General features: G+C 70.2%; 20 protein-coding genes. 7 read left to right on the top strand and 13 right to left on the bottom strand.

The window, feature by feature from the left end:
* Positions 1-53 precede the first annotated feature (53 nt).
* Together KZ829_RS23185 and KZ829_RS23190 are read left to right on the top strand one after the other, a co-directional pair.
* The gene (locus KZ829_RS23185) at positions 54-911 is read left to right on the top strand and encodes a GDSL-type esterase/lipase family protein (protein WP_220146024.1); all 858 of its coding nucleotides are present in this window, start codon (positions 54-56) and stop codon (positions 909-911) included.
* Positions 912-1,026: 115 nt separating this feature from the next.
* On the top strand, positions 1,027-1,716 hold the full coding sequence (locus tag KZ829_RS23190; protein ID WP_220146025.1) for a hypothetical protein: 690 nt from the start codon (positions 1,027-1,029) through the stop codon (positions 1,714-1,716).
* A 38-nt stretch (positions 1,717-1,754) separates the two neighbouring features.
* Here KZ829_RS23190 and urtE read toward each other — a convergent pair whose 3' ends face one another.
* The 6 genes from urtE to KZ829_RS23220 all read right to left on the bottom strand — a co-directional run bounded on the left by urtE (position 1,755) and on the right by KZ829_RS23220 (position 7,746).
* Positions 1,755-2,447, bottom strand: a complete 693-nt coding sequence (urtE, locus tag KZ829_RS23195; RefSeq protein ID WP_220146026.1) for an urea ABC transporter ATP-binding subunit UrtE — start codon at positions 2,445-2,447, stop codon at positions 1,755-1,757.
* The gene (urtD, locus tag KZ829_RS23200) at positions 2,447-3,184 is read right to left on the bottom strand and encodes an urea ABC transporter ATP-binding protein UrtD (RefSeq protein ID WP_220146027.1); all 738 of its coding nucleotides are present in this window, start codon (positions 3,182-3,184) and stop codon (positions 2,447-2,449) included. Before urtD ends, urtE begins: the two co-directional genes overlap by 1 nt.
* Positions 3,181-4,263 carry an urea ABC transporter permease subunit UrtC gene (gene urtC, locus KZ829_RS23205; RefSeq protein WP_308285629.1) on the bottom strand — a complete coding sequence of 361 codons (1,083 nt, stop codon included), beginning with the start codon at positions 4,261-4,263 and terminating at the stop codon, positions 3,181-3,183. The genes urtD and urtC overlap by 4 nt, the downstream gene beginning before the upstream one ends.
* Positions 4,260-5,147 carry an urea ABC transporter permease subunit UrtB gene (gene urtB / locus KZ829_RS23210; RefSeq protein ID WP_220146029.1) on the bottom strand — a complete coding sequence of 296 codons (888 nt, stop codon included), beginning with the start codon at positions 5,145-5,147 and terminating at the stop codon, positions 4,260-4,262. Before urtB ends, urtC begins: the two co-directional genes overlap by 4 nt.
* Positions 5,148-5,200: 53 nt before the next feature.
* Positions 5,201-6,451: an urea ABC transporter substrate-binding protein gene (gene urtA / locus KZ829_RS23215; protein WP_220146030.1), complete on the bottom strand. Its 1,251-nt coding sequence runs from the start codon at positions 6,449-6,451 to the stop codon at positions 5,201-5,203.
* A 245-nt stretch (positions 6,452-6,696) separates the two neighbouring features.
* Positions 6,697-7,746, bottom strand: coding sequence for a substrate-binding domain-containing protein (locus KZ829_RS23220; RefSeq protein ID WP_246636116.1), 1,050 nt, complete (start codon positions 7,744-7,746; stop codon positions 6,697-6,699).
* Between the two features lie 70 nt (positions 7,747-7,816).
* Between KZ829_RS23220 and KZ829_RS23225 the strand changes: the two genes are divergently transcribed.
* Positions 7,817-8,245: a MarR family transcriptional regulator gene (locus KZ829_RS23225; protein ID WP_220146032.1), complete on the top strand. Its 429-nt coding sequence runs from the start codon at positions 7,817-7,819 to the stop codon at positions 8,243-8,245.
* Here the strand turns inward: KZ829_RS23225 and KZ829_RS23230 are convergent.
* Positions 8,235-8,666: a protein-tyrosine phosphatase family protein gene (locus KZ829_RS23230; protein ID WP_220146033.1), complete on the bottom strand. Its 432-nt coding sequence runs from the start codon at positions 8,664-8,666 to the stop codon at positions 8,235-8,237. The genes KZ829_RS23225 and KZ829_RS23230 overlap by 11 nt on opposite strands.
* A gap of 31 nt (positions 8,667-8,697) precedes the next feature.
* Between KZ829_RS23230 and KZ829_RS23235 the strand changes: the two genes are divergently transcribed.
* From KZ829_RS23235 to KZ829_RS23245, 3 genes are all read left to right on the top strand, one after another.
* Complete coding sequence (locus KZ829_RS23235; protein WP_220146034.1) at positions 8,698-9,921, top strand: MFS transporter; 1,224 nt, start codon at positions 8,698-8,700, stop codon at positions 9,919-9,921.
* A 149-nt stretch (positions 9,922-10,070) separates the two neighbouring features.
* A complete protein-coding gene (gene argS, locus KZ829_RS23240; RefSeq protein WP_220146035.1) occupies positions 10,071-11,714 on the top strand; it encodes an arginine--tRNA ligase in 1,644 nt (547 codons plus the stop codon).
* A 104-nt stretch (positions 11,715-11,818) separates the two neighbouring features.
* Positions 11,819-13,603 carry a bifunctional metallophosphatase/5'-nucleotidase gene (locus KZ829_RS23245; protein WP_220146036.1) on the top strand — a complete coding sequence of 595 codons (1,785 nt, stop codon included), beginning with the start codon at positions 11,819-11,821 and terminating at the stop codon, positions 13,601-13,603.
* Positions 13,604-13,633: 30 nt separating this feature from the next.
* Here KZ829_RS23245 and KZ829_RS23250 read toward each other — a convergent pair whose 3' ends face one another.
* The 3 genes from KZ829_RS23250 to KZ829_RS23260 all read right to left on the bottom strand — a co-directional run bounded on the left by KZ829_RS23250 (position 13,634) and on the right by KZ829_RS23260 (position 16,271).
* Positions 13,634-14,236: a hypothetical protein gene (locus KZ829_RS23250; protein WP_220146037.1), complete on the bottom strand. Its 603-nt coding sequence runs from the start codon at positions 14,234-14,236 to the stop codon at positions 13,634-13,636.
* 99 nt (positions 14,237-14,335) lie between these two features.
* Entirely contained in the window at positions 14,336-15,787 is a 1,452-nt protein-coding gene (locus tag KZ829_RS23255) for a serine/threonine-protein kinase (RefSeq protein ID WP_220146038.1), read from the bottom strand.
* A 106-nt stretch (positions 15,788-15,893) separates the two neighbouring features.
* Positions 15,894-16,271 (bottom strand): hypothetical protein, encoded by a 378-nt coding sequence (locus tag KZ829_RS23260; RefSeq protein WP_220146039.1) that lies wholly within the window; start codon positions 16,269-16,271, stop codon positions 15,894-15,896.
* Between the two features lie 296 nt (positions 16,272-16,567).
* Here KZ829_RS23260 and KZ829_RS23265 point away from each other — a divergent pair, with 296 nt between their 5' ends.
* Positions 16,568-16,909 (top strand): STAS domain-containing protein, encoded by a 342-nt coding sequence (locus KZ829_RS23265; RefSeq protein WP_220146040.1) that lies wholly within the window; start codon positions 16,568-16,570, stop codon positions 16,907-16,909.
* 19 nt (positions 16,910-16,928) lie between these two features.
* Here KZ829_RS23265 and surE read toward each other — a convergent pair whose 3' ends face one another.
* From surE to KZ829_RS23280, 3 genes are all read right to left on the bottom strand, one after another.
* Complete coding sequence (gene surE / locus KZ829_RS23270; RefSeq protein WP_183226139.1) at positions 16,929-17,762, bottom strand: 5'/3'-nucleotidase SurE; 834 nt, start codon at positions 17,760-17,762, stop codon at positions 16,929-16,931.
* A 29-nt stretch (positions 17,763-17,791) separates the two neighbouring features.
* On the bottom strand, positions 17,792-18,730 hold the full coding sequence (locus tag KZ829_RS23275; RefSeq protein WP_238487763.1) for a 1-phosphofructokinase family hexose kinase: 939 nt from the start codon (positions 18,728-18,730) through the stop codon (positions 17,792-17,794).
* Positions 18,731-18,797: 67 nt separating this feature from the next.
* Positions 18,798-19,715: a cation diffusion facilitator family transporter gene (locus tag KZ829_RS23280; RefSeq protein ID WP_220146041.1), complete on the bottom strand. Its 918-nt coding sequence runs from the start codon at positions 19,713-19,715 to the stop codon at positions 18,798-18,800.
* Positions 19,716-19,817 lie beyond the last annotated feature (102 nt).

The following is a 19,817-nucleotide window of genomic DNA, read 5'->3' on the forward strand; positions in this document are numbered from 1 at the left end:
TGGGACGGACCGCGGTGCCGCCCAGCGGGATTCTCTGTAGTGGATGGAGCGTCATGACTCGCCGTTGGCATGTTGTTGCCCTGGCCCTGCTCGCCGTGTTCGCCCTGGCCTGCGAGGGCAGCGGCAACGCCCAGCCGAAGCCGACGAGGACCAGCGCCAAACCGGCCACCGGCTATCCGGCCTCGATGGTGGCGCTCGGCGACTCGATCACCGCGGGGCTGGGCAGCTGCGCCGTCTATGTGGCGTGCACCCGCAACTCCTGGTCGACCGGGAACAACGCGGCGATCGCCAGCCACTACGACCGGATCCGGGACAAGAACCCGAAGATCAAAGGGGAGGCGGACAACCTGGCCGAGCCGGGCGCCGAGGCCGACGCGCTGGCCGGGCAGGCCCGCCGGGCGGTCGACCTCGAGCCCCAGTACGTGACGATCCTGATCGGCGCCAACGACGCGTGCGCCCGCCGGGTGGAGGACATGACCTCGGTGGCCACCTTCCGTGACGAGATCGGCGCGGGGCTGACCCGGCTGAAGAAGGGCCTGCCGAAGACCCGGGTCCTGATGGTCAGCATTCCGGACCTGTACCGGCTGTGGCAGGTCGGCCGGGAGAGCGACAAGGCGGTCGAGGTGTGGAGCCGTGGCGGGATCTGTCCGTCCATGCTGGCCGAGCCGACCTCCACCGCGGCGGCCGACCAGCAGCGGCGGGAGCGGGTCCGGGACCGGATCGAGGCGTACAACACCGAACTGCGGAAGGCGTGCAGGGCGTACGGCGGCCGGTGCCGCTGGGACGGCGGCGCCGCGCACCGGATCCGGTTCGATCTCGACCTGGTGAGTGAGTTCGACTACTTCCACCCGAACGCGGACGGCCAGAAGGAACTGGCCGAAGTGGTCTATCCCGGTCGTTTCACATGGTGACGGTCATCACAGTCCACCAGAATGGCACTCCTTTACCAGCAACGGGTGATTTCCGGACACCGGACGGCGAGATATACAAGCGACAGAGCGGCAGCGAACGACTGAAAGGAGCCCGATGGCCACCTGGATCCTGGTGCCATGCCTGGGCCAGTTGCGCACCGAGCTGAACCGGATCGCGCCCGGCCGGGACACATCGAGCGACGGCACGATCGGTGACGTGGCGCACCAGAGCCGAAGCTCCGACCACAACGACGACGAGGTCGGGAACGTGCCGATCAGAGACGCGGACTCCAAGCACGAGGTGCACGCCGTCGACCTCGACGCCGATCTCCGCGAGTCGGACCTGACCATGGAGAAGGTGGTGCAGCACATCGTGGCCCGCTGTCGTAGCGGCGCCGAGAAACGGCTGCGCTACGTGATCTACAACCGGCGCATCTGGGAGGCGTCGAACAACTGGCGCCAGCGCTCCTACAGCGGGGACAACGCGCACACCCAGCACGCGCACTTCTCATCCTCGTACGAGACACGGTACGAAGCCTCGACCGCATCCTGGCATCTGGAGGACATTCCCGTGGCACTGACCGAAGCGGACAAGAAGTGGCTGGCCGCCCAGATCGACAAGGCGGCCACCACGGCCGCCGAGCGGGTGTGGAAGACGAAGTGGAACATCAACTTCGAGCCCGGCAGCACGCCGTACCTGGCGGAGGCCGGCAACATCCTGGCCCACGTCCCCGGTGAGCACGCCCGCGGCGAGGCTCTGCTGAACGAGATCAAGACGGACGTGGAAAAGCTGCTCGCCGAGTAGTGGACGGGAAGGGGCCGGCGACGGCCCCTTCCCGCACCTCAGACGGTCAGGGCCTGGCGGACCGTGCCCTCGGCCCCGGCGCCGCCGTCACCGGTCGAGGTGACCCGGCCGGCCTCCAGCACGTAGTAGCGTTCGGCGGCCCGCAGCGCGAAGCCGACGTGCTGTTCCACGAGCAGCACCGACATCCCGCCCCGGGCGGCCAGCGACAGGATCGTCTGCTCGATCTCGGCGACCACCGACGGCTGGATGCCCTCGGTCGGCTCGTCGAGCAGCAGCAGCCGGGGCCGGGTGATCAGCGCCCGGGCCAGGGCCAACTGCTGGCGCTGACCACCGGAGAGCAGCCCGGCCCGCCGTGACATCAGCTCCCTGAGCGCCGGGAAGAGGTCGAGCGCCTCGGCCATGGCCTCCCGGCCGCCCCTACGGCCGTCCGCCACCAGGCGCAGGTTCTCACTCGTGGTCAGGTGCGGAAAACTCTGCTGGCCCTGCGGCACGTACGCCATCCCGCGCGCCACCCGCTCGTGCGGCGCCAGCCGGCTGATGTCCTCCCCGTCCAGCAGCACCATGCCCGACCGGAGCCGGATCAGGCCGACCGCCGCCCGCAGCAGGGTGCTCTTGCCGGCGCCGTTGTGGCCCAGCACGGCCGCCACCCCGTCGTTCGGGACCGCCAGCGAGACGCCGTGCAGGACCGTGCTGCGGCCGTACCCGGCGTGGACGTCCTCGAATCGCAGCATCACGCCTCCTGAACCGCATGTCCGAGATAGACCTCCTGCACCCGGGGGTTCGCCTGCACCTCGGCGACCGAACCCTCGGCGAGCTTCCGCCCGGCGTGCATGACGGTGACGGTCCGGGCGAACCGCCGCAGGAAGTCCATGTCGTGCTCGATCACCACCACGGTGTGGTCCTCGCTGAGCCGTCCGAGCAGCTCTCCGGTGGCATCCCGCTCGTCGTGGCTCATCCCGGCGACCGGCTCGTCGAGCAGGAACAGCTCGGCGTTCTGCACCAGCAGCATGCCGATCTCCAGCCACTGTTTCTGGCCGTGCGCGAGCGTCCCGGCGGGCCGGTCCCGCACCGCGCTCAGCCGTACCGTCTCCATGGCCTTCTCGACCTCGGGTGGGACGGCCTTGCGCCTGCGCAGAAGGGTGAGCGGCCGGCGTGCCCATCCGGCCGCGATGTCGAGGTTCTGCAGGACCGTGAGCTCCTCGAAGACCGTCGCGGTCTGGAAGGTGCGGCCCACGCCCAGCCGGGCGATCCTGTGCACCTTCCTGCCGAGCAGGTCGTGGTCGCCCCAGGTGACCTTGCCGGTGGCCCTGGCCAGACCGGTGATCGCGTCGACCAGGGTGGTCTTGCCGGCGCCGTTCGGGCCGATGATGAACCGCACGTCACCCCGGGGCACGTCCAGATCCACACCGTCGACCGCGACGAACCCGTCGAACACCACCCGCAGGTCACGAACCGACAGTCCGCTCATGTCGTCACCTCCACCTTCGCCGGCGCCGGTGTCTCCACCACTGCCGAAGGCCGCGAGCGGCGGCGGATCATGCCGGCCAGCGAGGCCAGGCCACCCGGCAGGAAGACGATCGGCAGGATGAAGAGCAACCCTTCGAAGTACGTCCACGCGCTCGGCACCCGCTCGGACAGCGCGGTCTTGGCCCAGGCCACCGCGATCGCGCCGAGCGCCGGCCCGAGGAGGCTGGCCCGGCCGCCGACCGCGACGCCGATCACGAACTCGATCGACGGCACCACACCGATCATGGCGGGGGAGACGATGCCCACCGCCGGGACGAACAGCGCCCCGGCCAGGCCCGCCATGCCCGCCGCCGCCACGTAGGCGACCAGCTTGACGTTCGCCGGGTCGTACCCGAGGAAACGCACCCGCTCCTCGCCGTCGCGGACCGCCACCAGCAGCTCGCCGTAGCGGCTGCGCATCAGCTGCCAGGTCAGGGCCAGTACGCCGAGCAGGGCGGCGGCCACGATGAAGTAGACCGTCCGCCGGTTCACCGGGTCGTTCAGGTCGTACCCGAAGAAGCCCTGGATGTTGGTGAGCCCGTTGGTGCCGCCGGTGGTGCCCTGCTGGCCGATCAGCAGGATCGCGAACGCCGCGCAGAGCGCCTGGGACAGGATCGCGAAGTACGCGCCCCGCACCTTGCGCCGGAAGATCAGCAGACCGAGCAGCAGTGCCGTGAACATCGGCAGCAGGACCGTGGCGGAGAGCGCGAACAGGGGATTCGCGAACGGTCTCCACCACCAGGGCAGCTCGTCCAGTTGCCCGTACAGAAGCATGAAATCGGGCATCTGACCGGGACCCGCGTCGGCGAGCTTGAGATGCATCGCCATCGCGTAGCCGCCCAGGCCGAAGAAGAAGCCCTGGCCGAGCGTCAGCATGCCGCCGCGGCCCCAGGCCAGGCCGATGCCGACCGCCACGATCGCGAAGCAGAGGTACTTGGTGAGCAGGTCGAGCCGGAAGTCGCCGAGCGCCAGCGGCGCCACGCCGAACAGCAGCACCGCTCCGATCGCGAAGCCCGTCACGGGCTTCTTGAGGTGTCTCACGCCATGCTCCTCGTCCGGAGGGTGAACAGCCCCTGCGGGCGCCACTGGAGGAAGGCGACGATCGCGATGAAGACGATCACGCTGGCCACGCTGACCGTGGTCGTGTACTCCACCATGGACTGGAGCACGCCGAGGGCGAACGCCACGATGACGGTGCCCTGGAGCTGACCGATTCCGCCCACCACGACGACCAGGAACGCGTTGACGATGATGTTGGTGCCCATGGTCGGGCCGATCGGGCCGATCAGGGTGAGGGCCACCCCGGCGATGCCGGCCAGGCCCGAGCCGATGAAGAAGGTCAGCCGGTCCACCCGGGCGGTGGCCAGGCCGGACACGGCGGCCAGGTCCCGGTTCTGCACGACGGCGCGGATCCGGCGGCCCAGCGGGGTGGTCTTCAGCACGATGGTCAGGGCGGCGACCGCGGACAGTGCCAGGACCAGGATGAACACCCGGCTCGACGAGATCACCAGATCGTCGGTGATCCGGATGCTGCCGGTGAGCAGTTCGGGCGCGCGGGTCTGCACGTTCGGCGCGCCGAAGACGTCCCGGGCCAGTTGCTGGAGGACCAGCGAGACGCCCCAGGTCACCAGCAGGGTGTCCAGCGGCCGCGCGTAGAGACGGCGGATCAGCAGGAACTCGAGCAGCACACCCATCGCGCCGGCCACCACGAAGGCCACCGGCAGCGCGACCAGCAGGGACCGGCCGGCGTCGGTGATCACCTGCTGGAGCACGTACACGGTGTAGGCGCCGGCCATGATGAACTCACCGTGCGCCATGTTGATCACGCCCATCTGACCGAAGGTCAGCGACAGGCCGAGAGCGATCAGCAACAGCACCGCTCCGATGCTGATGCCGGTGAAGAGCTGACTGAGGACGAGAGTCACGGGAGGTAACCCTTCCGATGGGCCGCCCGGCGACGGGCGGCCCATCACGATCGTCAGGACAGGCCGGAGGCCCAGGGGTAACCCTTGAGGTACGGGTCCGGCGTGATCGCCTGACCGGAGTTCCACACCTCGGTGATCAGGCCGTCGTCGCCGATCCTGCCGATCCGGGCGGTCTTCGAGATGTGCTGCGTCGTGCCGTCCACGGTGACCTTGCCCTCGGGGGCGTCGAAGGTGATCCCCCCGGAAGCCGCCCTCACCTTCTCCACCTCGAAGGAGCCGGCTTTCTCGACCATCGCCTTCCACAGATAGACCGAGACGTACGCGGCCTCCATCGGGTCGCTGGTCGGCTTGTCGTCGCCGTACTTCGCCTTGTAGGCCTTGACGAACTTGTCGTTCGCCGCGCCCTCGGTGGTCTGGTAGTAGTTCCAGGCGGTGAGCTGACCGGCCAGGTACTGGGTGCCGATGCTCTTGACCTCCTCCTCGGCGATCGAGACGGAGACCACCGGCATGCCGTCGGCGGTGAGGCCGGCCGCCTTGTACTCCTTGAAGAAGGCCACGTTGCTGTCGCCGTTGAGGGTGTTGAACACCGCGCTCGCGCCGGCCGCCTTGACCTTGTTGACGATCGTGGAGAACTCGGTGGAGCCCAGCGGCGCGTAGTCCTCGCCGAGCACCTTCATGCCGTTCGCCTCGGCGTACGCCTTGATGATCTTGTTGGCGGTGCGCGGGAAGACGTAGTCCGAGCCGACCAGGTAAACGCTGGTCTTCCCCTGCGCCTTCAGGTAGTCCAGGCCGGGCACGATCTGCTGGTTGGTGGTGGCGCCGGTGTAGAAGATGTACGGCGACTGCTCCAGGCCCTCGTACTGCACCGGGTAGAACAGCAGCGACCTGTTCTTCTCGAAGACCGGGAGCACCGCCTTGCGGGAGGCCGAGGTCCAGCATCCGAAGACCGCCGCGACCTTGTCCTCGCTGATCAGTTTCTGCGACTTCTCGGCGAAGGTGGGCCAGTCGGAGGCGCCGTCCTCGCTGATCGGCTCGATCTTCTTGCCCAGTACGCCACCGGCCGCGTTGATCTCCTCGACGGCCAGCAACAGCGAGTTCTTGACCGTCACCTCACTGATCGCCATGGTGCCGGAGAGCGAGTTCAGCAGGCCGACCCTGATCGCCGAGCCGGAGGTGTCGATGGTGGCGCCGGCGCCGGCCGCGGTGGTGCTGTCGGTGGTCTTGGCGCCGCACGCGGTGAGTGTCACGGCTGCGGTCAGTGCCGCGACGATGGCCGCCGTGCGGCGTCCGCGATTCGAGAACATGAAACCTCCGTCAAAATCGGAGAGAGGCAACGCTAAAATTGACGTCCATGATTGCCCTGACCTGCGTCACTGCGGGTCGCCGGGTAACGCCAGTTTCGAATGCCTCGATTTCCATGCCGTTTCCCTCCGCTTAATACGCGGTTTCCGAGAAGATCGGCCGGGAAATGAAAAAAGCCGACCACAATGGGTCGGCAAATAGCGGTTACTTCCTGCTGGAAGCATCCTCGCGGCGGACGGCGATCCTGTCAAGGCAGCTGGGTGAGGACGTCGAACTCGACGCCGCGCGCCTCGGCCAGATAGATCCGCTGGTTCACGTGCCGCTGCCGCAGGCGCAGCAGACCCCGCGGGCCCTCGTAGCAGACCGACTCCGCGTTCGCCCCGATGGCGCCCAGGTCCAGCACGCCGGCCCGTTCCACCAGCGCGGCGAGCAGCAGCACACCCTCGTGACAGGACTCGCCGAGACTGCCCAGCGGCGGCGCCTCCGGGCCGAAGCGGGCCGCGTACCGGCCGTGGAAGTCCAGATTCTCCGGCGTGATCATGGAGGCGAAGAAGCCCGCCGTGCTGAACAGGTCCGCGGTGGCCGAGGCGCCGCTGGCCAGCAGCATGTTCTCGTCCATCAGGGTGCTCAGCCGCAGGCAGCGGGCGGCCAGGCCGGACCGCGCGAAGGCCCGGTTGAACCGCACCGCGTCCATGCCGACCAGCAGCATCAGCACCGCGTCCGCACCGGACCGCTCGATCCGGCGCAGCACCCCGGCGAAGTCGTGGGTGCCCAGTGGCACGTAGCTCTCGCCGGACACGGTCATCCCGGCGCCGGTCGCGTACCGGCGGGCGGCCCGGGCGGTCCGGCGCGGCCAGACGTAGTCGTTGCCCACGATGTACCAGTCGCGGACCGACCGCTCCCCGCCGAGCAGGCTCATCGCCGGGAACAGCTGCACATCCGGTGTCTCGCTGGTGAGGAAGACGCCCTCGGCGCGCTCGCCGCCCTCGTACAGCGCGGTGTAGACGTACGGCACCCGGCCGGCCACCCGCGGGGCCACCGCCTGCCGGACCGTCGAGATGTGCCAGCCGGTGACGCCCTGCACCGCGCCGGCCGCCACCAGCGCCCCCACCTCGGCGGCCACCTCGTGCGGGGGAGCGCCGCCGTCCACCGGCACCAGCCGCAGCTCGCGGCCGAGGACACCGCCGGCCCGGTTGACCTCCTCGGCGGCGAGCTCGGCACACAGCTCCGCGCTCGGCCCGAAGATCCCGGCCGGCCCCCGCAGCGGCAGGACGAGGGCCACGTCGAAGGACGACATGGCCCTCATGGTTTCGGATCGTTGTCATGAGTTCCAGGAGATCCGGTCCCCGTTCGGTAACATCCCGACGATGCGGGGATCCACCGACCTCATGTACCTGCTCACTCGTGCCGAGCGGCTGCTGACACGCCGGCTGGCCGCCATCCTCGACGTTGAGCGCTGCTCGATGGACGCGTGGCGCGTCGTCTCGGTCCTGTCCGACGGCCGGGGCCACTTCATGACCGAGCTGTCCGAGCTCAGCTTCCTGCCACCGGGCAGCCTCACCCGGCTGATCGACCACCTGGTCGAGGAGAACCTGGTCTACCGCCGCGGCGACGACGTCGACCGGCGGCGCATCCGGGTCCACCTGGCCGCCCGCGGCCGCCGCCTGCACGACCGGGTGGACGCCGGGATCAGGCGCAGCGTCGCGGACCTGCCGGCCGACGGCGAGCTGCTGGACCGCCTCGGCGACCTGATCGCGGCTCTCGATCCGAAGGTGGCGCCGGCCGTCACCCTCTGAACCGCCTGACGAACCGCTTCTGCCAGGGCGTCTCCACCGCCTGCGGGTGATAGTGCCGCCGGACCCAGGCCACCGCCTGATCCGGCGGCACGCCGTCGAGCACGGCCAGGCAGGCCAGCGCGGTGCCGGTCCGGCCGATGCCACCACCACAGGCGACCTCGACCCGCTCACCCTCGGCGCGGCGCAGGGCTTCGGTCAAGACCTCTTCGGCGTACGCGCGATCGCGCGGCAGCCAGAAGTCGGGCCACCTGATCCACCGGCTGGTCCACCCGAACTCCGGCGGCGGCGAGCCCAGCAGGTAGACCCCGAACCGGGGCGGGTGCCCGGTCGGCATCGCCCGTCGCAGCCCGCGGCCCCGGATCAGCCGTCCGGACGGCAGCCGCATCACCCCGTCGGCGTCCTCGTCCCAGCCATCCGCCATGGCTAGATCGTGCCAGTAGGGTGCTCACCTTGTGAGTCCCCTCGTCCAGACCCTCCTGCCCACCCGCCTCGGAACGAGTTTCCGCTGGCTGCTCGCGTCGTCCTGGACGACCAACCTCGGTGACGGCATCGCCGCCGCGGCCGGTCCGCTGCTTGTCGCCTCGCTCACCTCCGACGAGTTCCTGATCGCCCTGGCCGCCCTGACCACCTGGGCGCCGCCGCTGATCTGCGGTCTCTGGGCCGGTGTCCTCTCCGACCGGTACGACCGCCGAATGATCGTCCTGGCCGCCAACGCCTTCCGGGCCGTGGTCCTGCTGGCCATGATCGCCGCGCTGACCACCGGCCACCTGACGGTGGTGGCGGCGCTGACCGGCGTCGCGCTGATCAGCACGGCCGAGGTGTTCGCCGACAACACCACCGGCACGCTCACCCCGATGCTGGTGGACCGGGACGACCTGGCGCTGGCCAACGCCCGCCTCCAGACCGGCTTCATCACTCTCAACCAGCTGGCCGGGCCGTCGATCGGCGCCGCGCTGTTCACCCTGGGCCGGTCCTGGCCGCTGGTGTCCGAGGTGCTGCTGGTCCTCGCCGGGATGCTGCTGGTGAGCCGGATCAAGCTGCCGCCGCACGGCCGTACCGGCGGCCCGAGCGTGCGCCACGAGATCGTCGAGGGCTTCCGCTGGGTGCTGCACCACCCGCCGGTCCGTACCCTCTGCCTCACCATCCTGATCTTCAACCTGGCGTTCGGCGCCGCCTGGTCGGTGCTGGTGCTCTACGCCCGGGACCGGCTCGAACTCGGCGACTTCGGGTTCGGCCTGATCACCACCGTCTCGGCGGTCGGCGGCCTGTTCGGCACCGCCCTGTACGGCTGGATCACCGCCCGGGTGAGCCTCGGCAACGTGATGCGGATCGGCCTGATCATCGAGACCCTGACCCACCTGCTCCTGGCCGCGACCCGTTCACCGCTGGTGGCGCTGCCGGTGTTCTTCCTGTTCGGCGCGCACGCCTTCATCTGGGGCACCACCTCCACCACGGTCCGCCAGCGGGCCGTGCCGGAGCATCTCCAGGGCCGGGTCAGCGCGGTCAACACCATCTGCGTGTACGCCGGTCTGGTCGCCGGGTCGGTGATCGGCGGACTGCTGGCCAAGCAGTACGGCATCGTCGCCCCGTTCTGGGCCGCGTTCGCCGCCTCGGCCGTCTTCCTGATCCTCCTCTGGCCGCAGATGACCCGGATCGCCCACGACGATCAGCTATAGTCCCCGGCATGTCTTGCTTCAGCGTGCGACGCCGGCGTCCCGAGGGCCGCCGCTGAAGCTCTGCTTTCCTCCCGGCGGGTCGACACCCGCCGGCACTGGACAGCAGTGGTCGGTCCGACCCGCCTCCGCATTCGTCGAGAGGCCGGACCATGAATCTCGAATCACTCCTGCACGACCGGCTGGCGCCCGCCTTCGCGGCGGTCGCCGGCACACCGGTGGACCCGGCCGTCCGGTCCTCCCCGCACGCCGATCTCCAGTCCGGGGCGGCGCTCGCCCTGGCCGGCCGGCTGCACCGGCCACCGCGGGAGATCGCCGCCGACGTGGCCGCCACCGCTGACCTGACCGGGATCGCCGAGGTCACGGTCTCCGGGCCGGGCTTTCTCAACCTGACCGTCGCCGACGACTGGATCGCCGCGGCCCTGGACGCGATCGCCGGCGATCCGCGGCTGGGCGTGCCGCCGGTGACCGATCCGAAAAGGATCGTGATCGACTACTCCTCGCCGAACCTGGCCAAGGAGATGCACGTCGGCCACCTGCGGTCCACGATCATCGGCGACTCGCTGGCCCGGCTCCTCGACTGGCAGGGCCACGACGTGCACCGGGTCAACCACATCGGCGACTGGGGCACCCCGTTCGGCATGCTGCTCGAACACCTCGCCGAGGCGGCCGACGGGACCGGGCACTCGCTCGCCGATCTGACCGCCTTCTACCGGGCGGCCCGGGTGCGGTTCGACACCGACGACGACTTCCGGACCCGGGCCCGGCTGCGGGTGGTGGCGTTGCAGAACGGCGACGGGCCGACCCGGGAGCTGTGGCGGCGGCTGGTCGCCCAGTCGGAGAAGGCGTTCCTGGGCGTCTACGACCGCCTCGGGGTCACCCTCGGCCCGGAGCACTTCGCGGGGGAGAGCACCTACCAGGACGAACTCGCCGGCATCGCTGCCGAACTGGCGGAGAAGGGCCTGCTGACCGAGAGCGACGGCGCCCTCTGCGCCTTCCCGGCGGGCTTCACCGGCCGGGACGGGGCGCCGCTCCCGCTGATCGTGCGCAAGGCCGACGGCGGATTCGGGTACGCCGCGACCGACCTCGCCGCACTCCGGCACCGGGTGTCCGATCTCGGCGCGGACGAGTTGCTCTACGTGGTCGGGTCACCGCAGCGGATCCACTTCCGGATGGTCTTCGCGGTGGCCCGGGCGGCCGGGTGGCTGCCGGAGACGGTCAGCGCCGAGCACATCGGGTTCGGCTCGATCCTGGGCGCCGACGGCAAGATGCTCAAGACCCGGGCCGGTGACACGGTCCGGCTCTCCGGGCTGCTCGACGAGGCGGACTCCCGGGCCACCGATCCGGCGCTGGGCATCGCCGCGATCAAGTACGCCGACCTCTCCGGGGACCGGCGGGGCGACTACGTCTTCGACTGGGACCGGATGCTCGCCTCGACCGGGAACACCGGACCGTACCTCCAGTTCGCGTACGCCCGGATCTGCTCCATCTCACGTAGGGCCGAGGGCGCGCCGGGACCGATCCGGATCACTGAGCCCGCGGAGCGGGCGCTGGCCCTCGCGCTGATGGGTTTCGAACCGGCGCTGACCGCGGCAGCCGGACCGCGGGAACCCCATCGGATCGCCACCTATCTGTACGAGCTCGCCAGCACGTTCAGCCGGTTCTACGAGCGGTGCCGGGTGATCGACGCCGAACCGGAGACGCGGAGCAGCCGGCTGGCCCTCTGCGAGCTGACCGCACGGACCCTGCACACCGGAATGTTTCTCCTCGGTGTCGAGGCCCTCGACCAGATTTGATCACCACGCAATCCCCGATTCATCGACCGATCAGGTGATCGGCCGTTAGGGTGCTGGTTTCGGCGCCCACAAGGCGCGATCGATCCGATGTTGAGAGGTTCGCAATGACCCTTCCCACCGGCGTCTCGCGGCGGAGCGTCCTCGCCGCGTCGGCAGCCGCCACCGTCGCCGCGCCGCTCGTCTCCTCCTCGGGCGCGCAGGCCGGCGGCACGGCCGTGGAGAAGACCTACCGGCTCACCGTTCTGGGCACGTCGGACACCCACGGCAACGTCTACAACTGGGACTACTACAAGGACGCGGAGTACGACGACAGCGCCCACAACGATGTCGGCGTGGCCAAGCTGGCCGCGCTGGTGAACAGGCTGCGCGCCGAGGCGACCGGCCCGGTGCTGGTGCTGGACGCCGGTGACACCATCCAGGGCACCCCGCTGGCCACCTACTACGCCAAGCAGGAGCCGATCACCGCGACCGGTGAGAAGCACCCGATGGCCCGCGCCATGAACGTGCTGCACTACGACGCCGTCACGCTGGGCAACCACGAGTTCAACTACGGTCTGCCGCTGCTGAACCTGTGGATCCGTCAGCTCGGCTTCCCGGCCCTGGCCGCCAACGCGATCAGTGCGAAGACCGGAAAGCCGGCGTTCACGCCGTACGTCATCAAGAAGGTCTCGCTCGGCCGGCACGCGCCCACCCTGCGCGTCGGCATCCTGGGTCTCACCAACCCGGGCTCGGCGATCTGGGACCGGGCCAACGTCGAGGGCAAGATCGAGTTCACCGACATGATCGCCACGGCCGCCAAGTGGGTGCCGATCATGCGGGCCCGCGGCGCCGACGTCGTGCTGATCTCCGCGCACGGCGGCGACAGCGGCACCTCCAGCTACGGCCCGGAGCTGCCGAACGAGAACCCCACCGCGCTGATCGCCGAGCAGGTGCCCGGCATCGACGCGATCCTCTTCGGCCACGCGCACCGCGAGGTGCCGCAGCGGTTCGTCACCAACCTGAAGACCGGCGAGCAGGTGCTGCTCTCCGAGCCGTCGAAGTGGGGCCAGCGGCTCACGAAGATGGACTTCGACATCACCCGCGTCAAGGGCCAGTGGAAGATCACCACGAAGGCCGCGACGTCGCTGAACACCAACACCGTCGAGGCCGACCCCAAGGTCCTCGCCGCGGTGCGCAGGCAGCACGAGAAGACGGTGGCCTACGTCAACCAGGTCGTCGCCGCCTCGACGGTGGAGCTGTCCGCCGCCACCAGCCGGTACGAGGACACCCCGATCCTCGACTACATCAACAAGGTGCAGACCGACACCGTCACGGCGGCGCTGGCCGCTTCCGAGTACGCGAGCCTGCCGGTCCTGTCGATCGCCGCGCCGTTCAGCCGGACCGCGGTGTTCCCGCGGGGCGACGTCAAGATCAAGGACGTGGCCGGGCTCTACATCTACGACAACACCCTGGAAGCGGTCGTGCTGACCGGCGCCGAGGTGAAGGCGTACCTGGAGTACTCGGCGAAGTACTTCGTCACGCACGCGGTCGGCGCACCGGTGAACCCGGAGACGATCAGCGACCCGGCCGTGCCGGACTACAACTACGACGTGCTCTCCGGCGTCGACTACGACATCGACATCAGTAAACCGGTCGGCAGCCGGATCACCCGCCTCCAGATCGGTGGGGTGGACGTCGCCGCCGACGCGCGGTTCGTGGTCGCGGTCAACAACTACCGGCGCTCCGGCGGCGGCAGCTTCCCGGGCATCGTGAAGACCCAGGTCTACAACGAGCAGCAGGAGATCCGCCAGCTGCTCATCGACTGGGCGCAGGCGAAGGGCCGGATCGACCCGGCCGACTTCTCGGTGCGGAACTGGCAGCTCGTCCGCGAGGGCGTGCCGGTCTTCTGATCGGGGGAGCGGGCCGGGTGACCGGCCCGCTCACTCCGGCTCCTGCCAGTTGCCGCGGGCGTCGGCCGCCACGTACATGCCGGTGCTCTTGCCGGTGGGCAGCTCGAACGTGCACAGATAGGTGCGCAGCCCCTCGGTGTTCCGGTCGCTCTCGCCCAGGCAGGCCACAGCGGTGAACTCGCCGACTTCTCTGGTGATCCGGCTGTCCACGGCGAGGGTGTCCTGGAGGACCGTGGTGATCCGGTCCTCCTGATAGGCGTGGTAGGCCGGAACGACCACGGTGAAGGTCAGCGCCGCCCAGACGGCGGCGCCGCCCAGCACCGTCACGCCGTAGGCGATCCAGTAGGGCGAGCGCTTGCGGCCGTACCCGCGGGCCTGACCGGACCTCCGCAGCGCCGAGATGATGCCGAGCGCGCTGAGGAAGAACGTCCAGTACACCACCGGGCGCCAGGACGGCGCCTCCGGGCGGCCCGCCGCGTGCACCTCCCCGGGGAAGCGGACGAGCAGCTGGCCGTGCTTGTGACCGGTCGGGTCGACCGGCGGGGCCACCGGTGCCGGATCGGGTTCCGGCGGTCTGGCCCACGGCGGAGCGGTGGGGTACCGCCCCGGCTCCGGTGGAAGGTGGACTGTCATCGTTCCTCTTCCCTAGCGGCCGGATGCTTCTCCGTGCCGTCGGGAACATCGGCTGTGGTCCGCCCGAGTTGAGGATTAGTTGTTTTTCAGGTGCGGGGCTCAGCCGCCCGGGTTCACCGGTGGGTCGGTGGCCGGATCCGTCGTCGGTGTCGTCGGCGCCGTGGTCGTCGGGTCGGTCGTCGGGTCGGTCGGCGGGGTGGTCGTCGGGTCCGTGGGATCCGGCGCCGACGACGACACCGACGGCGAGGCCGACGACGGGCTGGCCGAACGGCTCGACGACGTCTTCTTCGTCCTGGTCGGCCGGGTGTTGGTCTCCGAGGTCTCCACCGCGGACGGGGAGTCCTCCGCGCTCGGCTGCGGCGGGAGGATCGGGTCGGCCTGGTTGCCCTGATTCTGCTCGCCGGTGCTGCCCTGGACCGGCTGGTCGCTCTTGAACGCGAACGCCACGCCGATGCCGCCGGCCACCAGGAAGAGGGCCAGGATCGCGAACATCAGCAGACGCTGCGCCGGTGGCTGCGCCGCCTTGGAGCCCGGCCGGGAGAACGGGACCGGCGCCGGGACGGCACGCTGCATCGGCGCCGGCCGGGGCGTGGCCGGGCTGATCGGCGTGGTCGGGAACTGGCCGGTCCCCATCCGGGTGACCGGGAACTGCCCGCTGCCCATCCGGGCGGCCGGGCTGATCGGGGCGGCCAGCGTGGTGCCGGTGAGCCGTTTCCAGTCCATCGGCCCGGCCACGGCGAACGCCGCCTCGGCGAACTCGGCGGCGCTCTGGAACCGGTCAGCCGGCTGCTTCGCCATCGCCCGGGCGATCAGGTCCCGAACCTCGTACGGAACGTGGTCGGGCAGTGGCTCCGGATCGTCCTCCAGATGGCGCAGCGCCACCTGGAGAGCGTTGTCCCCGTCGAACGGCGGCACACCGGCGATGCAGTGATAGGCCACCGCTCCCAGCGCGTAGATGTCGGTGGCCGGTGTCAGATTGCCCTTGGCCACCTGCTCCGGCGCCATGTAGAGAGCGGTGCCGACGATCGCGTTGACACCGGTGACGCTGGTCATCGCATTGGACCGGGCCACGCCGAAGTCGACCAGGATCACCGCGCCGGTCGGCTTCACGATCAGGTTGCCGGGCTTGACGTCGCGGTGGACGATCCCGTTCTCGTGGGCGGCGTGCAGCGCGTCGGCCGCCTGCGCCACGATCGACATGGTCTCGGCGACCCCGAGCGGGCCCTCCTTGACCCGGGCGGAGAGCGGCTCGCCCTCCACGAAGGCCATCACCAGATAGGCGACCTTCTCCGGGCCCTCGTAGTCGCCGTCGCTCGCGTAGTCGTAGACCTCGACCACGCCGGGGTGACGGAACGCCGCCATCATCCGGGCCTCGCCGTAGAAGCGGGCGGCGAACTCCGGATCCTCCAGCATCGCGGTGCGCAGCACCTTGACCGCGACGGTCCGGCCCAGCACGACGTCGGTGCCGCGCCAGACGTCGCCCATCCCGCCGGTGGCGACGCGCTCGTCCAACCGGTAACGGTTGTCCAGGAGGTTTCCCGCGTTGAGCACCAGCGGACCTTATCTGTAGGAGTTCAAGCCGAATGCCGCTCAACTGTACAGAGCCGTGGCCTTTCGTGGGAGGTCGGCAAGGGCCTGCGGAAACGGCCCCGCCGGGTCACCTCTCGCCGGGCGCCGGAGTCACCACGACGGCCGTCTCGGCCAGCTCGATCTCCTCGTTCTCGGCCTGCCGCTCCAGGGCGGCCCGCGCGGTGCCGGCGGCCACCCAACCGGCGGCGATGCCGACCAGGCCGGCCACGACGATCAGGCCCCAGGGGCGTCGCGGCCGCCGGCCGGCGAGGGCGCTCGCGGCCGCGTTGGCCCGGACCCACGCCTCGTCGGTGACATAGGTCACTCGGTCGCCGGCCCGCCCGGCGAGCTTCCGGCTCTTCCGCCCGGCCCGGCCGGCGCTGTCCCCGGCCGTGGCCCACGCGCTCTGGAGTTGCTCCCAGGCCTCCTCGGCGGTCTTCTCGGCCTGGTTCTTCCTCGAGAACATCGTCTGCACCTCCGGTTGCACGGACTTCCCGGCAGAGCTTGCCCCGGATCAACCCTCCGCAAACGTCCGCTGTGGACGCCATCACGGTTCCAAAACGATTTGACGCGGCGCAGTAGGGTTGACCGGGTTCACACGGACCACTCAGGTGACTAACAGGTTCGGCGCCTAACCTTTCGGGCAGTTTCTACCGAACCTTCCGGGGAGGAGTCGTGCTGACTTGTCCAAGGTCGGCATGGCCGATTCTCGCGTTTAAAGGAACAACGCCCGGAGCGACCGGGCGGGTGGAGGGAAGAGGCGTGACGCTGTCGATAACGACGTCGACGCTGGCCGACGGCGCGGTGGAGGTCTCCCCGCGAGGCGAGATCGATGTCGAGAACGCGTACGAGATCCGTGAGGCCGTGGCGGCTCAGCTGTCCTCCGGATCCCCTGCCCGGATCGAGCTCAACATGCGGCATGTGACCTTCATCGACTCGGTCGGCATCAGCGCCCTGGTGGCCGCGTTCCAGCTTGCCGGGGTCAGCGGTGTCAAGCTGGTGGTCACCCGGCCCAGCCGCTTCGCGCACCGGCAGCTCTGGGTCACCGGGCTCCTCGGCCTCTTCGGCAACCCGCAGCCCTTCGACGAGACCGTCAACGCCTGACGCCTGCCGCGGCGCCCGCTCAGAAGGCGGGCGTCTGCACCTGGACGGCGCCGACGTTGATCCGGACGTCGGCCTCCGCGGGCGCCCGGATCGGGGTGACCACGGCGAAGTTCTCGGCGAGCGCGGCCAGGTCGGTGCCGGGGTCCGGGGTCTCCTCGGCGGCCTGTACGGCGGTCCGGACGTAGCCGTCACCCGCCTCGGCGATGCTCATCTGCACCTGGCCGAAACCCGCCAGGGTCGCCTGCCGTAGTCCACGGATGCCGTCCACGTGCAGGTCCGGGACGTTCAGGTTGAAGATCGTGCCGGGTGGGGTGTGCAGCAGCGAGGGCAGCAGGCGGACCGCGAGGTCGGCCGCGCTGCCCCAGTGGTGCTGCTCGTCGTCGAGGTGGTCGAGGGCGGCGATGGCGGCGCCGCCACTGGCCGCGGTGGCCGCCGCCGGGGTCAGCACGTCGAGCGAGACGGCCAGGCCGTGCATCCCGGCGTGCGAGGCGGTGAGGCAGGCCCCGACCGTGCCCGAGTGCACCACGGCGGCACCCGCGTTGGCGCCCCGGTTGATGCCGGAGAGCACGATGTCCGGCGCCGGCCCGAAGGCGTCGCGCAGCGCCAGCAGGACGATGTAGGCGGGGGAGGCGGCCACCCCGTACGCCGGAATGTTCTTGATCCCGGCTAGCTCGCGCTGCTCCGAGACGATCTTGCCGTCCTTGACGACCGCGGTCATCGAGGCACTGCTACCACTGGACTCACTCAGCGGCGCGGCCACCACCACGTCGTAGCCGGCGTGCGCCACCGCGTGGGCGAGCCAGCGGATCCCGGGTGCCTCGATGCCGTCGTCATTGGTGATCAGAATGCGCATTCGGGGTTGCTTGCCCGGTTGAGGGGTCATCATGCCTTCTCTATCGGGGTCAGCCGGACCCGCTCGGTGAGGACCCGGACCGCGTCCACGTGCCCGGTGCCGAGCCCGTGCCGGGTGACGTTCAGCGCCCCTGCCGCCGCCCCGGTACGTACAGCCTCCTCGATATGGCCCCCGTGGGCCAGGGTGGCGGCGACCCCGGCCGTCATCGAGTCGCCGGCGCCCCGGTGTTCGGCGGGGGTGAGCCGGGGCAGCGCCACCGTGTAGATCTCCCCGTCGAAGAGGGCCAGCGCGCCCTCGTCGGCCCGGGAGACCAGCACCGTCTCGGCGCCGCTCTCGTGCAGCTGGATGAGGGCCTTCACCAGGGATCCGGTGCTGCCGTCCGGCGCCATCCCGTCGGCGATCAGCTCCTCGTGGCTGATCTTGAGGACGGTGATGCCGGCCTCCAGCACCGCGGCCAGGTGGCGGCTGCACAGGTCGGCGATCACCTTGCAGCCGTTCGACCGCAGATCGGCGGCGAGGCGGCCGTACACCTCGGGTTTGATCACCGAGGGATGGGCCGGGCCGCTCAGGATGGCGATGCCGGCCCGCAGGCCCTCGGCGAGCGTCAGGTTGTACAGCTCGTCCAGCTCGTGCCGGGACAGGGGGGTGCCGGGACGCTCGGCGATCTCCTGGCGGCTGCCGCCCCGCCGGTCGTGCACGTACCAGCCGCTGCCGTGCTCGCGCATGACCAGCCGCAGCGTGACGCCGGGCAGGGCCAGCAGCGGGGCCAGAACCCGGCCCACCTCGCCGCCGGCCGCCGCGCAGAGCGTCACCCGGGCCCCGAGCGACGTGATCATCCGGGTCTGCCAGATGCCCTGGCCGCCCGGATGGACGTGCAGCTCGGGCTCGTCGTGGTGTTGCTCGATGGTCACCGTCAGCTGTGGGGCCGGCGCGAAGACCATGACTCGCCCGTCACTCATGTCTCGCATTGTTATCTTTTCGCGCATCCGGCGTGGCGGTTCGCAAAAAGTACAGATCAGGTTTAAAGCTCGACGTTTACCAGCTGACCGGCGTGCAGTCCCGTGCCGCCCCGGCCGGCTCCACCTGGAGCGTGGCGTGGTCGATCCGGAAGTCCTCGTGCAGCGCCTCGCGCGCCGCGGTGAGCACCGTGCCCAGCTCCGCCTGCGGGTCCAGCCGCAGGTGTGCGGAGGCCACGTCCATGCCCTCGGTGAGCGTCCAGACGTGCAGGTCGTGCACGTCGCAGACGCCCGGCACGGCGGCCAGCCGCTCCCGGACCCGGGCCACGTCCAGGTGCTCGGGGGCGGCCTGGACCAGGATCCGGATCGCCGAGCGGCCCAGGGCGAAGGTGCGCGGCAGGATCATGAGGGCCACCAGGACGGCGACGATCGGGTCCGCGTACGCCCATCCGGTGCGCCAGATGATCAGCGCCGCCACGATGACCCCGGCCGACCCGAGCAGATCGCCGAGCACCTCCAGGTAGGCCCCGCGCACCCCGATGTTCTCCTTGGCCCCCGAGCGCAGCAGCGCGAACGCCACCAGGTTCGCCAGCAGGCCGCCGACCGCGACCACCAGCATCCAGCCGGCCGGCACGTGCGGCGGATCGGTGAACCGTTGCACCGCCTGCACCAGGACGAACCCGGCCACCACGGTGAGCAGTGCCGCGTTGGCGAGCGCGGCCAGCACCTCCAGCCGGTAGAGCCCGTAGGTGCGGCGCGAGTCGGTGCTCGCCCGGTGCGCGGCGGTGATCGCGGCCAGGGTCATCGCGATCGCCAGCACGTCGGTGAACATGTGCCCGGCGTCGGAGAGCAGCGCCAGCGATCCGGTGATCCCGGCCGCGACCGCCTCGACGACCATGAAGACGGTCAGCAGCCCGGCCGCCCACCAGAGGCGCCGTCGATGCCCGGACCCGCTGGTGAGCAGGTCCCGGGTTCCGTGGTCGTGGCCGGCTCCCATGTCGTTTACCCTCCGTCGTCCGGCAGGCCGCCGCTAATGTATGCGGACATTGCTATATGTGCAAACGGTTGTGACCCCGGTGCCGTGCGATGAGAATCTCGA

It is taken from the genome of Actinoplanes hulinensis (assembly GCF_019429605.1).
In the GTDB taxonomy this organism is placed as follows: Bacteria; Actinomycetota; Actinomycetes; order Mycobacteriales; family Micromonosporaceae; genus Actinoplanes; species Actinoplanes campanulatus.

Excerpts from the sequence above, each read along its gene's own strand:
- KZ829_RS23185 (WP_220146024.1), top strand. The coding sequence starts at position 54 with ATGACTCGCCGTTGGCATGTTGTTGCCCTGGCCCTGCTCGCCGTGTTC.
- KZ829_RS23190 (WP_220146025.1), top strand. The coding sequence starts at position 1,027 with ATGGCCACCTGGATCCTGGTGCCATGCCTGGGCCAGTTGCGCACCGAG.
- urtE (WP_220146026.1), bottom strand. The coding sequence starts at position 2,447 with ATGCTGCGATTCGAGGACGTCCACGCCGGGTACGGCCGCAGCACGGTC.
- urtD (WP_220146027.1), bottom strand. The coding sequence starts at position 3,184 with ATGAGCGGACTGTCGGTTCGTGACCTGCGGGTGGTGTTCGACGGGTTC.
- urtA (WP_220146030.1), bottom strand. The coding sequence starts at position 6,451 with ATGTTCTCGAATCGCGGACGCCGCACGGCGGCCATCGTCGCGGCACTG.
- KZ829_RS23220 (WP_246636116.1), bottom strand. The coding sequence starts at position 7,746 with ATGTCGTCCTTCGACGTGGCCCTCGTCCTGCCGCTGCGGGGGCCGGCC.
- KZ829_RS23225 (WP_220146032.1), top strand. The coding sequence starts at position 7,817 with ATGCGGGGATCCACCGACCTCATGTACCTGCTCACTCGTGCCGAGCGG.
- KZ829_RS23230 (WP_220146033.1), bottom strand. The coding sequence starts at position 8,666 with ATGGCGGATGGCTGGGACGAGGACGCCGACGGGGTGATGCGGCTGCCG.
- argS (WP_220146035.1), top strand. The coding sequence starts at position 10,071 with ATGAATCTCGAATCACTCCTGCACGACCGGCTGGCGCCCGCCTTCGCG.
- KZ829_RS23245 (WP_220146036.1), top strand. The coding sequence starts at position 11,819 with ATGACCCTTCCCACCGGCGTCTCGCGGCGGAGCGTCCTCGCCGCGTCG.
- KZ829_RS23250 (WP_220146037.1), bottom strand. The coding sequence starts at position 14,236 with ATGACAGTCCACCTTCCACCGGAGCCGGGGCGGTACCCCACCGCTCCG.
- KZ829_RS23260 (WP_220146039.1), bottom strand. The coding sequence starts at position 16,271 with ATGTTCTCGAGGAAGAACCAGGCCGAGAAGACCGCCGAGGAGGCCTGG.
- surE (WP_183226139.1), bottom strand. The coding sequence starts at position 17,762 with ATGCGCATTCTGATCACCAATGACGACGGCATCGAGGCACCCGGGATC.
- KZ829_RS23275 (WP_238487763.1), bottom strand. The coding sequence starts at position 18,730 with ATGCGAGACATGAGTGACGGGCGAGTCATGGTCTTCGCGCCGGCCCCA.
- KZ829_RS23280 (WP_220146041.1), bottom strand. The coding sequence starts at position 19,715 with ATGGGAGCCGGCCACGACCACGGAACCCGGGACCTGCTCACCAGCGGG.